Raw genomic sequence first — 12,674 nt, 5'->3', positions numbered from 1 at the left:
ACGACTGGTGGGTAATTGCACTGACTTGACCAGCTGTTTGCATAGGACCTGACCAGCTGTTTGTATGGGACTTGACCAGATGCTTTGAATGGATTCCTCAGGGCATGAGAATTTTGCTCTCGGCCATTTTCAGATCACCGTTGAGTAACTGCACGGACTTGCCCCCCATTTACATCGACCTAACCAGTCATGTGCACCGAATTTGACCAGCAAGATTCGTGGAGACATGACCGGTGGAGAACGGTCGAAAGCAATGGGATGGACTCCTCCTCACCTCGGCATCTTGAGTGCCAGACTGAAGGTGCAAACCACAGTCAATAGTGAGAAGGAGTCCACACATGAAGCTTATGCGCATTGGGGTCGACTTGGCCAAGAACGTGTTTCAGATTCACGGTGTGGATTTGCATGAGAAGCCGGTCTGGCGGCAGCGCTTACCACGTGATCGCTGGCTTCAAACGGTGCTGGAAAAGGTCGAACCTGGTTGAGAGATCGGCATGGAGAGTTGCGGAGGGGCCCATCATTGGGCGCGGCAACTCGAAGCTCGCGGATTTCGAGTCAAGCTGATCGCCCCCCAGTTCGTTAAACCTTATGTCAAAAGCAACAAGAACGACGCGAACGATGCCGATGCGATCTGCGAAGCGATGAGCCGTCCCAGCATGCGCTTCGTCGCCATCAAGACGATCGAACAACAGGATATCCAGGCGACGCATCGCATCCGGGCCGGCTTAATCGAACAGCGGACGGCCAAAGCCAATCAGATCCGTGGGCTGGTCGCCGAGTACGGTCTCGTTGCACCGAAGGAATTGCTGATGCTGCGTCGTGCAATACCGTGCTGGCTAGAGGATACGGATAACGGTTTGACGGCACGCTTTCGTCGTCTGCTGGATGGTTTGTGGGACGACCTTCGTGCGCTGGATGGGCGTGTATGCAAGCTCGACGGCGAGATCACTGCGATCGCAACAAACGAGCCGTCCGCCGTTCGCCTTCAACAGCTGCGCGGTGTCGGTCCAATGATCGCCACAGCGCTCGTCGTCGCTCTCGGTGATGCCCGTCAGTTTGCCAATGGCCGACAGTTTGCCGCCTCGCTGCGACTGACACCGAGGCAACACAGTTCTGTGTGGTAAGGATCGACTGCTCGGTATCAGCAAGCGCGGTGATACGTATCTGCGGCATTGATGGTGCATGGCGCACGCTCGGCGCTACGCACAGCCAAATCCAAAGAGGATCGGCTCAGCCAGTGGGCCGTTCGTTTAGCCGAGCGATCGCACCCCAATGTGGCCGCTATTGCGCTGGCCAACAAAACTGCACGCATGGCTTGGGCAATGCTGCGTCACGGCACTGATTACCAACCGAATCAGGCAGCGGCCTGATCTATTTACCGACGTGTTCTACGAGAGAAACAACTCTTAACCACGATTGCGAAGCAACCTGAACGATGGCAAACCGGTCGAACCGGCGTCGGCAAAACCCTCGAATGTCCAAGTGCGAAAAGCACGAAAAAGCGATCGGGAGCCGGCGAGCGAATAGCCCATCATGGCCCTGCATCGAAACGATGCCGTATTTAGAGGCCGAATATACGTGTGCAGTCGGCACGGGCGCCAAAGCAACGGGGCTTGCAATGAGGAGGAGTCCATATACGTGAAGTTTATATCTCGGTCGACGTCGAGACCTCTGGCCCGATCCCCGGAGTGTATCGCATGCTTACGATCGGAGCTTGTAACGTCGACGATCCCGGACAGGTGTTTTCGTGTGAGCTCAAGCCAATTTCGACCAACGTCGATCCCGAGGCGCTGGCAGTGACCGGACTATCCCTGGAGACACTTGCTCTTGAAGGGTTAAGTCCAGAAAATGCGATGAGGATGTTTCAGGATTGGGTGGCAAACATAGCAGGCGTGGACGGTGTTCCCGTGTTTGTTGGACTGAACGCCCCATTTGACTGGTCGTTCATCAACCACTATTTTCACTACTTCCTAAAGTCGAACAGTGCGGCTGCGCCGCACCGAACACCGCAATCACCTTGGCTAGCGCCGTTTCAGTGCCTGCGCGCATGTCCATCGGCTCGGTAGCGAGCCAGATAGAGTCGATGCGAATCATCGCAGAAGGTCGCGCAGGCAGCAGCACTTTCAGTTGGCCAGTTCACTTTGACGGTGCCACACGGGTGCTGGATCTCAACGCAAATATTCGACGATGCAGCTTGCGAATTTGCTCCGGTCAGCGGCATGGGCATCTGAATAAATGCAGGTTGCAGCGCCGTGCTTATCGGCGTTTGCAGCCGAATCCATTTGTGGACGAGGTTTGCGTTGAGGCTATGGCTGAGTGCGACGCTGGCAATCGACGCGCCGGGCTGCGCACACTCTTGAATGACCTGGGCCTTGAAGGACTTGGAACAGGAACGGCGTTTTGACTGCATGAGATACCCGCTTAAAAGGCTAGAACTGGTGCCCACTTAAATTTAAGTGCACGCCATGTCTTGGCTTTGCGGGGCTGGAAGATGACTTGGCCGGACGCATACTGTTGGTTGCGGGAGAGGTGCGCCTGTGATGCGCGGAGAAAAGTCGCTGCTCAAGGAAAAACAATGAATTAAGAAGAGCCAAAGCCTGATTTTTGGCAGGCCACCGATTTTTTGAACTCCAAATGGTTGGAGCATCAAAAAATCAGTGGGTACTTCAGACCTTCCTTAAATCCGGAGAGAAAGCCCCAACTCTAATGATCACCAAACAACCACCGTGCAGATTGGCAGTTGTTACAACCCAGACTTAATTCTTTCAAACTCCTTGACCATCTTGCGCTCAATTTCAACGGGAAGGGCCGAACTTACCAGGCTCTTGCTCAAAAAGTTCGAAGCATCCTCATAACCGTATTTGTGCACTTTCTGAGGATCCGCAAGCGTGTAAGACTCTCCGTTGGCATGGGCATATCCCCAAGACTCAATCAGATACTTACCGCTTTTGGAGTCACCCAGCGCATTGAGCATGTCATAGACCTTGTCATTGCTCGCCTTACCCCCGGTCAGGTGCACATATCCGCACACCCAAGACGATACGCCTTTGTCGGCATCCAACATCATTGCCGCCGGAGTTTTGTTGGCTTCAAGGTTCAGCGTTGTCTGGTTATAACCCCAGCCCATCACCACTTCACCACTCGCCAGCGCTTGGTCCAGCTGACCTGGGTCAGTCCAGTAGAAGCGCACGTTCTTGTGCACCTTGCGCAGGTAGTCGGATGCCTGCTGGAACTGCTCGTCGGTCATGTTCGTCCAGTCACGCATGCCGATCGCCAATGCCGCCATCGCATAGGCACTCGTCACGGTATCGGGGATTGCTACCTTGCCCTTAAACTCAGGCTTGGTGGCAAGATCAAGGCTAATGGCATCGCCTGAGATCATATCCGTGCGATAAATCAGTCCTGCGCGTCCCCAGTCGAAAGGGAGCATCCAGACTTTCCCGTCCATGATGACGCCCGGAATACTCTTGATACTCGGTAATATCTTGTCCCAGCCTTTGAGGCGGTCAAGATCCAGGGGTTGGATCAAACCAGCATCCGCCCATTTACGCACTGAACCCACGCAAGGGTGTGCCAAGTCGGCCTTAAATCCCGAGCGCAATTTGGTGAAAGCGTCTTCCTCATCGGCAAAATAGGAGTAATCCGGCGCGCGGTGATATTTAGCCATGTAGTCGCTATAGAAGCCCGGATCCTCATAACCAGCCCAGTCCAGAACCAGCAGGTTGCTGTCGTCTGCACTGACACTGCCTTGCCATCCTCCGAACACCAATAACACAGCAGCCATAAGCTGCTTTCCGGCACGCAGATCGAGTATTTTTTTATTGTTCATTTTCTTCCTCTCAATATTGCTCTACGGGAGTTGACGAATAGGCCGTCGGCTTTTCACCTATTTCAAAGGTCTACGGACAAAATTGCGCTTCTCTATCCAAGGTGTTCCCTCCACCCCAGTAACTTACTCAAATGAGTGGCCGCGGGGTTGCAGCCACCACTTTTATAGTGCCCCAGCTATTTATTTGTTATATGAGGGGGACAATCGACTCCGTATAAAAACCCAGCCAAACAGCATCGCCCACCGCATAATTTTCGCCAAACACGGTGTTGGTACCGGCCGCAATCATGGTTTTATCCAGCCCGGGAACACGTACGTAGTAGTGGATAACTTCGCCATAAAAGGCGATATCCGCGATGACCCCTTGCGCAGAAAAATCGCAGTCATCCGCGTGTTGCAAGCTGAGATAGACTTGTTCTGGCCGAATGCCCAGGGTTAGTGACTGACCCTGCAGAACGGGAGCCGCCAGTAACGGTACCTTGCCCTTACCGAAATGGGACACATCCACCAACAAGTGTTGTTCGTCCTTACCCTGCGCATCAGCAGGCAAGAAATTCATGCCACCCACGAACTCCGCCACCTGCCGAGTAGCCGGACGGCTGTATAACTCCTCTGGACTGGCAACCTGAACCAACTTGCCGTTGAACATGACCCCGACACGATCGGAAATGGTCAGGGCTTCGTACTGATCATGGGTCACCATTACGAATGTGATGCCCACCGAACGCTGCAGACGGCGCAGCTCTAATTGCATTTGTGCACGCAATTGACGATCTAGTGCAGACATCGGCTCGTCCAACAACAGCACCTTGGGTTTCATGATCAAGGCCCTAGCCATGGCCACCCGCTGCCGCTGTCCGCCCGACAACTGGTTGGCATGTCGCTGACCCAAGCCATCGAGACCAACCAGTTCCAGTGCTTCCTCAACCCGCTGGCGCAGCTCCTGCTTCGGCAACTTCTGCTTGCGCAGGCCAAACGCCACGTTCTCGGCCACATTGAGGTGCGGAAAGATTGCATAGCTCTGGAACACCATATTGGTCGGCCGCTTATTGGCAGACACCCCCAGCATGGACTGGCCCTCAATCACGATGACGCCCTCGGAGGGCTCTTCAAACCCCGCGATCATGCGCAGCAACGTGGACTTGCCGCACCCTGATGGCCCCAGCAGAGAGAAGAACTCGCCGCATTGCAGGTCTAGGGAAAGATTTTCCACCGCAACGAAAGTGCCGAAGTTCTTGCTGACGTTTTTGATGGAAATAGCTTTATTCAAGCCCGTCTCATTGAATGCATTCATGAGTTGCTGCCTCGTTGATCAGTCAAAACTCCACGCCGCTTGACCCACTCAGAGATCATCAACAGCGAGATGGAAACCAATATTAGGATGGAACCCAGTGCCAATATGCTGGGAAGTTTTCCTGGGAAACGTACTTGGCTCCAGATGTACACCGGAAGCGTGGGCTCCGTACCGGACAGGAAGAACGCCAGGACAAACTCGTCAAAGGACACCGTGAAGGTCACTAACAAACTGGAAGTGATGCCCGGCATCACGATCGGCAACACCACACGCCATAACGCACCCCAAAACGACTCCCCCAGATCAATGGCTGCTTCTTCCAAGGAATTGTCGAACTGATCAAAGGAGGCCTTGGTGATCGACACGGCAAAGGGAATGCACAAAAAGACGTGCCCCAAAATCACCATGAACAAGGAAGGCTTCAGACCAAGGTTGACCAGCAAAATAAGCAAGCCCGTGGCAATAATCATTCCCGGTATAAGCAAGGGAGTCATGATGATGCTGTGGGCCACTTTCGCCCCCCTGTAGGAGTAACGCGCCATGGCAAAGGCGGCCAGACTTCCGATAAAGGTGCTGACGACCGCCGTTACACTAGCGACGATCAGGGTGTTCTTCAGCGCCACGAAAAGCCCGTCGGCGTGGGCCAGTTGCTCATACCACTTGAAGGTGAAGCCTTTTAAAGGAAAAGCAATGATCGTACCGTCGTTGAAGGAAAAGACCGGCAAAAACAGTATTGGCAGATACAGGAAGGCCAAGTAGACAACGGTATAGATCCAGAGTTTGGACAGCCTTAATTTGCCTGAATCAGTCAGCGTGAACATTAGCGAACCCCCTTACTGATGAGTTTCAGCGCTGCCGCATAAGCAAGGGCGACAACGATGATGCCGGACATCGCAATAAGTGCCAGTGCGGCTCCCAACGGCCAGTTATTGGCTCGACCGAATTGGCCCTGGATAACGTTGGCAATCATCTGTCCCTCCGAACCTCCGACCATCGCGGGCGTCACATAGTCACCCACAGTGGGAATCATGATGATCATACTGGCGCCTAAGACCCCGGGCATGGACAACGGCAACGTGACCCTTAGAAAGCGCACAAAGTCGCTGTCACCAAGGTCACGGGCGACCTCCAGCAAGCTTCGATCGATTTTTTGCAGAGAGACGTAAATCGGCAAAATGGCGAAGGGGGCCCAAGAGTGCGCCAACACCAAGATCACCGCGTTGGCGTCATACAAAACGAAATCCAGCGGCTGATCGATGACCCCGATCGCCATCAGACTGGTATTGAGCACACCGTTGTAGCCAAGAATGATCTTCCAGGAAAAAACCCGCAGCAGATAACTGATCCAGAACGGAATACTGATCAGAAACAGCCACAAAGCTTTGTGCTGGGCGCGAAAGGCAATGTAGTAGGCCACCGGGTAAGCTGTGACAACGGTAAGTACCGCGACCGCCAGTGAAATGGCCAAAGAACGCAGGATGATTAGCAAATAAAGCGGATCGCCGAAGACTGCCTGATAGTTTTTCAGCGACAGCGTTTTATCCACATCCAGATATGACTGCGTCCAAAAGCTGTACAAAATAGTCAAGATCAATGGCGCGGCGATCAGGGTGCCTACATACAGCACACCCGGCGCCGTCAGCGCATAGCCCTTGCCGCTCGGCGAACCCAGCATTCGCATTATTGAGCTGAACACACTGGTTTTTTGGTAATACTCTATACCTTTCACTTAGCGACCCTTGGCCAGCCATTGGCTGGCAGCTAACAAATTTTCTTAACTCTCGTCTCACGACAAGCGCATCACTTCGTTATTCCTTGCGCCTCTACGGTACTCGCTCTAGAGCTTGATCCAAGCTGACTTCGTTTGTGTGTAAGACAAGAGACACTCAAAACCACAATCGCGGCCTTGCCCAGATTGCTTGTAACCACCGAAGGGCTGCGTCATGTCGCCTTCGCTATAGCAGTTGACCCAGACCACCCCCGCTTCAATCTCACGGACCAGCCGATGCGCCTGGCTCAGATCGCGGGTCCAGACGGAGGCGGCCAAGCCATAGATGCTGTCATTAGCGATCTGTATCGCCTCCTGCGCCCCGGAGACCGGAATAACCGCTGCCACCGGACCAAAAATTTCCTCCCGCGCAATCGTCATGTTTGGGCTTACATCGTCGAACATGGTGGGATTGATATAGGCGCCCGCAGCAAATCCTTGCGGTCGATCCCCTCCCAGACGCAACTGGGCTCCCTGCTCACGCCCCGACTGGACATAGGCCATGACCCGCGCACATTGCCCCTGACTGACCATGGGGCCCATGGTCGTCCCAGGGTGCAAAGGATCACCCGGCACAAAAGCGGTACGCGCCTCTTGCAGAAACAGCTCGACGAAATCACGGTGAATGGAGCGATCCACCAGCAGACGGGAACCTGCCGTGCAGACCTGCCCGGAGTTACCGAAGATCCCGGCTACCGCCGCCTTCGCGGCAGCCCGAATATCTGGAACGTCAGCCAAAATAATCTGCGGGCTCTTGCCGCCACACTCCAAAGCTACTTTCTTAAGATTGGATTGGGCCGCATAAGAGAGCATTAGCCGCCCCACTTCCGTGGAACCGGTGAAACCAATCTTGGCCACATCTTGGTGCAAGGCCAGCGCCTTGCCGGTGATTTCGCCCGGTCCATTGACGACGTTGAAAACCCCGGCAGGACCACCCGCTTCAACGAACAGCTCAGCCAGACGCAAACAGCTCAGAGGTGCCTGTTCGGCGGGTTTCAAGACTACCGAGTTGCCCGCTGCGAGCGCCGGAGCCACCTTCCATACCGCCATCAGCATGGGGAAATTCCACGGCGTAATGGCCGCTACAACTCCCAAAGGCTCACGCAATATGTAATGGAAGGCGGACGAGGCCGTATTGGTAACGATGCCCTCGAGCTTATCAATGCACTCCGCATAGTAATTAATGGCATTAATAACGGCGGGAATATCAGCACTTAAAACCCGGGTAATAGGCTTACCCATGTCCAGACTCTCTAGCACTGCGAGATCGGCAGCGTTTTCCTGCACCAGATCGGCAAAGCGCATTAGAATCTGCATCCTGTCGCGTGGAGCCAGCGCGCTCCAGACACCCGAGCGGAATGCCGCTTTGGCCACCTGTACCGCGTCATCTACGTCCGCTTCGGTGGCAACACTCATCTCAGCCAGCAAGGCACCTGTTGCCGGATTCAGGCACTCAAATACGCCGCCCTTACCTGCTCGATAGACGCCATCAATAAACAGACCAGACTCGATGCGCACAGCGCGCGCTTTGGCAAGCCAAAACTCATGATCTTTTGTGCGTAAATTGTTCAGCACAACTGGGTCTCCCGTATTCGATTAGTCTGACCTAAACAATACTGCAGAACACCTGCAATTAACTGCCTAGCGTCGACCTCATGTATTGTTATTGTTTGGCGATGACCTTATTCAATTATCAACAAATCTCAACAAACCAACAAATGAATCAAATTCAACGCCCAATGAAATCACGACACACACTTAGCGACCACCTAACCAATATTACAATCAAGCATTAACTCCCGACATATACCCATAGCATATAAGCGACGTTAATAAGGACATGTGCGCCCTATCCAAGGGGCCCAAATGCAGCCCAACATAAAGTCGAGCGGCACTTAATTGCGCCAAATTAGCGTCGCATCCAACGGGTTGCGACGCTAAACAGTTGGCACGTCAATCGGCGAAACTCTGCTTCACTCTGCTTCGAAACAATACACCGCAAGCTTGTTGCCATCGGTATCACGCGCGTAGGCGGCATAAGCATTAGGTGCCCAGCCACGCGGCCCCGGATGTCCTTCGTCGACCCCACCGGCAGTCAGCGCTGCGCTATGAAAGGCATGCACTGCCGCCCGGTTAGGTGCCTGAAAACTGACTGTCACGCCGTTACCGACAGTGGCTGGCGCACCATCGGCTGGTTTCAGCACAAAAAACGAAGGTGTATCTTCTCCCCATATAGAACCAATTTCCCCGAGATCAGTGATTCGTTTATAACCCAATGCACCCAAAGCTTTGTCATAGAATGCGCGCGACTTGTGCAGATCGTTAGTCCCCAGCGTAACATGAGTAAAGATGGACATTTATTGCTCTCCTTCAATGCGAGTGTTTATTGAAATTTATTGCGCAAAACCAACAAAACCACCTACAGCCAACACTTTTTATACTTATGCAGTATCTAAAAATTAATTACCGTCCTTATACTTTTGCCTTCATGCATCAGATCGAAGGCGCGATTAATATCTTCCAACTGCATGGTATGCGTCACCATTTCGTCGATCTTGATCTTGCCCGCCAGGTAACTTTCTACGTAGTCGGGCAACTCAGTGCGGCCCTTGACCCCGCCGAAAGCGGTACCACGCCAAACACGCCCCGTCACCAGCTGGAACGGACGCGTGGATATTTCCTGACCCGCCCCGGCAACGCCAATGATCACCGACTCGCCCCAGCCCTTATGGCAGCACTCCAGCGCTGAACGCATCAGTTCTATCCGTCCGATGCATTCAAAGGAATAGTCGACCCCACCGCCAGTTAACTCAACAATGACGTCTTGAATCGGCGCATCGTAATTACGCGGGTTAATGAAGTCGGTGGCACCGAGCAGGCGTGCCATTTCAAACTTGTCTTCATTGATATCAATTACGATGATACGGGCCGCCTTCGCCAGCACCGCACCCTGCACCGCACTCAGACCAATGCCACCCAGACCGAAAATGGCCACGGTGGAACCTGACTCTACCTTGGCCGTATTCAGTACCGCTCCGATTCCGGTGGTGACTCCACACCCCAGTAGACATACCTTGTCCAGGGGCGCCGCCTTGTTGACTTTGGCCAGCGCAATCTCTGGCACCACGGTGTATTCAGAAAAGGTCGAGGTGCCCATGTAATGCAGAATCTGCTTGCCGTTCAGGGAAAAACGGCTCGTGCCGTCCGGCATCACGCCACGACCTTGGGTAGCGCGAATGGCCTGACATAGGTTTGTTTTACCTGACAGGCAATATTTGCAACGCCCACACTCAGGGGTGTAGAGCGGAATAACGTGATCACCCACGCTAAGCGTGGTTACCCCCGCCCCTACTTCCTCGACGACACCACCACCTTCATGGCCGAGAATGACCGGGAAAAGCCCCTCAGGATCCGCCCCCGACAAGGTAAAGGCATCGGTATGACAGACCCCTGTCGCCACCATTCGGACCAGGACTTCACCTTCCTTAGGCCCCTGGACGTCAACCTCTTCAATAGTTAGTGGTTCGCCTGCTTGCCAGGCTACCGCTGCACGTGACTTCATATTTCACCTGTTGTTATTACGCAATGACTCGATCTGTTAATGGTTCTGATTCAGGAACTCACCAGCTCTGCCGGAAGCCCCAAGAACCTTGCATCCAGACTGTCGGTGGCAAAAACCGTGGGGCGCTCACAGCGAAACGGCGTCCCCTCAATCTCTGCCTCATCCAACTGGCGCGCTTCCAGATGCCCGGAGTAAACAGCGGCGGCGATAGTCCCCGGCGCCAAACAGTCACCGATGCGCGTGACCGATTTGATCCCGGCTGCAACGAGCGCCGCCTCGTCCTGCATTAACTCTTGATAGAGTTCGTCATTGGGCAAGCGATCAGACACCAACAGCACATGGTCACACGCCAGCGACTCGCGCCGATCGGTATAGACACAGGCCAACTCAACCTGTCCCTCACCGATAGCGGCCAGACTGGTCTGGGCCCGGATCACCACACCCAACGTCATTAAGCGCGTCTGGATACGGCCTTGCTCCAAGGTGTTCTGGGTCCAGGTGGACACCTCGGATGCCGGCGTAATCAAAGTGACCTGGACCCCGGCCAACTGCAGTTTTTCGGCCAATACGCCGCCCATGTAGTAGTGGTCATCGTCGAAAATCACCACATGCCCAGACAGCGATAATCCGCCCATAACATCGTCTGGGCTGTGCACGCTGGGCCTGTCATGCCCGGGGATTGGGCGGTAATGCTGGCGGCCCATGCCATCGCGGCGCCACTTGGACCCGGTGGCCAGGTAGACATGTTCGTAACCAAATTCGCGGATATCCGCAGCGGTCAAAAGACTGCCCCGATACACTTCAACATTCAGCGATTTTTCAATCTGCACCTGCCGGTAATCGACGACGCGACCCCACTCCGCCAAACCGGGCAAACGCGACTCGAGATGCACGCGCCCCCCAAGATTGTTCGTCGCCTCAGCCAGGATTACTTGATAGCCGCGCTGTGCCAGTGCCCGCGTGCACTCCAGGCCCGCAGGTCCGGCCCCCACCACCAACACGCTGCTTTCGGAACCCTTGGACGCTATTTTTTCCGGGTGCCAGCCACGGCGCCACTCTTCACCCATGGTGGGGTTCTGCGTGCAACGAATTGGCACGGCCAGAATGTCACTGCTCGCGCAAATATTGCAGCCGATGCATTCGCGAATATCCTCCATTCGCCCCTCAGCAATTTTCTGGGGCAGAAAGGGGTCGGCAATTGACGGCCGCGCTGCGCCGATAAAGTCCAGCACGCCGCGCCGCACCAACGACACCATGGCATCCGGCGAGGTATAGCGGCCCACTCCGACTACCGGCTTGCTGGTCAGCCCCTTTACAAAACTGATATAGGGTTCCTGGTAGCCTTCCTTCTCAAAACGAGAGGTGGCCGAGTCATTAGCCCAGTTGCTGACGTTCACATCCCAAAGATCCGGCAGCTCTGCCAGCATCTCCACTACTTCACGGCCTTCGCTTTCAGCGCTAATGCCGTCGTCACCCATTAACTCATCTACAGCAAAACGCAGGGCGACCGCGCATCTATCACCCACAGCGTCTTTGGTCTCTTCAAGCAATTCACGTAACAGACGCACGCGATTCTCTAGAGAGCCGCCGTACTCATCAGTACGGTCATTTGTGCGCCGGGAAATAAAATGAAACGGCAGGGTCATGCCATGGCCGGCGTAGACATAGATCAGGTCGTACTCGGCCTGCTTTGCCCTTAAGGCTGCTTCGCGATACCACTTACGCAGGTTACGGATATCGGTCTTATCCATCGCGCGTGCATGGATCGGATCGTAGCTGGCCACCGACCGACCGCGCGGCGCCAAAGGCGCTACCCGGCTGAGCCGATTAGGCGCATGGAAACCATTGTGAACCAACTCGATGCCGGCCAAAGCGCCGTGCTCGTGCACAGCCTGGGTCATCAATTTAAGCGCGCCGATATCGCCGTTATTCCACAGCCGGCCTTCTGCTGCACCAGACAGATCGCTGGTGTGGTGCAGCTCAACCTCTTCTGTACACACGACCCCCCAACCACCTTCGGCCTTGATACCTCGCATGGCCGCCAGCATGTTCGGACGCAAGTGACCCATGCCGTTACAGTGAGGTACCTGAAAGAAGCGATTCGGTGCTACGACTGGGCCGATCCGAACAGGCTCGAACAGAATGTCATATCGTGGATCACGCGCCATATCAGTGGCTCCATGTTAAATCGTTAAACGTAAGACCCGAAAACCAGGGCTTG

The 12,674-nt window shown here is 54.5% G+C and carries 9 protein-coding genes and 1 pseudogene; 1 reads left to right on the top strand and 9 read right to left on the bottom strand.

Annotation, left to right across the window (positions count from 1 at the left end; translation table 11 throughout):
* The first annotated feature begins 338 nt into the window (after positions 1-338).
* A pseudogene (locus ACA075_RS09705) lies at positions 339-1,370 on the top strand (IS110 family RNA-guided transposase).
* A 662-nt stretch (positions 1,371-2,032) separates the two neighbouring features.
* Here the strand turns inward: ACA075_RS09705 and tnpA are convergent.
* From tnpA to ACA075_RS09660, 9 genes are all read right to left on the bottom strand, one after another.
* Positions 2,033-2,410, bottom strand: coding sequence for an IS66-like element accessory protein TnpA (gene tnpA / locus ACA075_RS09700; RefSeq protein ID WP_497298275.1), 378 nt, complete (start codon positions 2,408-2,410; stop codon positions 2,033-2,035).
* A gap of 333 nt (positions 2,411-2,743) precedes the next feature.
* The gene (locus ACA075_RS09695; RefSeq protein ID WP_497298274.1) at positions 2,744-3,829 is read right to left on the bottom strand and encodes an extracellular solute-binding protein; all 1,086 of its coding nucleotides are present in this window, start codon (positions 3,827-3,829) and stop codon (positions 2,744-2,746) included.
* A gap of 187 nt (positions 3,830-4,016) precedes the next feature.
* On the bottom strand, positions 4,017-5,123 hold the full coding sequence (locus ACA075_RS09690) for an ABC transporter ATP-binding protein (RefSeq protein ID WP_497298273.1): 1,107 nt from the start codon (positions 5,121-5,123) through the stop codon (positions 4,017-4,019).
* Complete coding sequence (locus ACA075_RS09685; protein WP_497298272.1) at positions 5,120-5,944, bottom strand: ABC transporter permease; 825 nt, start codon at positions 5,942-5,944, stop codon at positions 5,120-5,122. Before ACA075_RS09685 ends, ACA075_RS09690 begins: the two co-directional genes overlap by 4 nt.
* Positions 5,944-6,852 carry an ABC transporter permease gene (locus ACA075_RS09680; protein WP_497298271.1) on the bottom strand — a complete coding sequence of 303 codons (909 nt, stop codon included), beginning with the start codon at positions 6,850-6,852 and terminating at the stop codon, positions 5,944-5,946. Before ACA075_RS09680 ends, ACA075_RS09685 begins: the two co-directional genes overlap by 1 nt.
* 108 nt (positions 6,853-6,960) lie before the next feature.
* On the bottom strand, positions 6,961-8,466 hold the full coding sequence (locus ACA075_RS09675; RefSeq protein WP_497298270.1) for an aldehyde dehydrogenase: 1,506 nt from the start codon (positions 8,464-8,466) through the stop codon (positions 6,961-6,963).
* A 398-nt stretch (positions 8,467-8,864) separates the two neighbouring features.
* Positions 8,865-9,248: a VOC family protein gene (locus ACA075_RS09670; protein WP_497298268.1), complete on the bottom strand. Its 384-nt coding sequence runs from the start codon at positions 9,246-9,248 to the stop codon at positions 8,865-8,867.
* Positions 9,249-9,343: 95 nt separating this feature from the next.
* Positions 9,344-10,453: an S-(hydroxymethyl)glutathione dehydrogenase/class III alcohol dehydrogenase gene (locus ACA075_RS09665; protein ID WP_497298267.1), complete on the bottom strand. Its 1,110-nt coding sequence runs from the start codon at positions 10,451-10,453 to the stop codon at positions 9,344-9,346.
* Positions 10,454-10,503: 50 nt separating this feature from the next.
* The gene (locus ACA075_RS09660; protein WP_497298266.1) at positions 10,504-12,621 is read right to left on the bottom strand and encodes an oxidoreductase; all 2,118 of its coding nucleotides are present in this window, start codon (positions 12,619-12,621) and stop codon (positions 10,504-10,506) included.
* Between the last annotated feature and the right edge of the window lie 53 nt (positions 12,622-12,674).

It is taken from the genome of Pseudomonas sp. LBUM1663 (genome assembly GCF_059695905.1).
This window is presented reverse-complemented; position numbering and strand designations above follow the sequence as displayed.

Coding starts and splice junctions, on each gene's coding strand:
- tnpA (WP_497298275.1), bottom strand. CDS start 2,410: ATGCAGTCAAAACGCCGTTCCTGTTCCAAGTCCTTCAAGGCCCAGGTC.
- ACA075_RS09665 (WP_497298267.1), bottom strand. CDS start 10,453: ATGAAGTCACGTGCAGCGGTAGCCTGGCAAGCAGGCGAACCACTAACT.
- ACA075_RS09695 (WP_497298274.1), bottom strand. CDS start 3,829: ATGAACAATAAAAAAATACTCGATCTGCGTGCCGGAAAGCAGCTTATG.
- ACA075_RS09690 (WP_497298273.1), bottom strand. CDS start 5,123: ATGAATGCATTCAATGAGACGGGCTTGAATAAAGCTATTTCCATCAAA.
- ACA075_RS09670 (WP_497298268.1), bottom strand. CDS start 9,248: ATGTCCATCTTTACTCATGTTACGCTGGGGACTAACGATCTGCACAAG.
- ACA075_RS09660 (WP_497298266.1), bottom strand. CDS start 12,621: ATGGCGCGTGATCCACGATATGACATTCTGTTCGAGCCTGTTCGGATC.
- ACA075_RS09685 (WP_497298272.1), bottom strand. CDS start 5,944: ATGTTCACGCTGACTGATTCAGGCAAATTAAGGCTGTCCAAACTCTGG.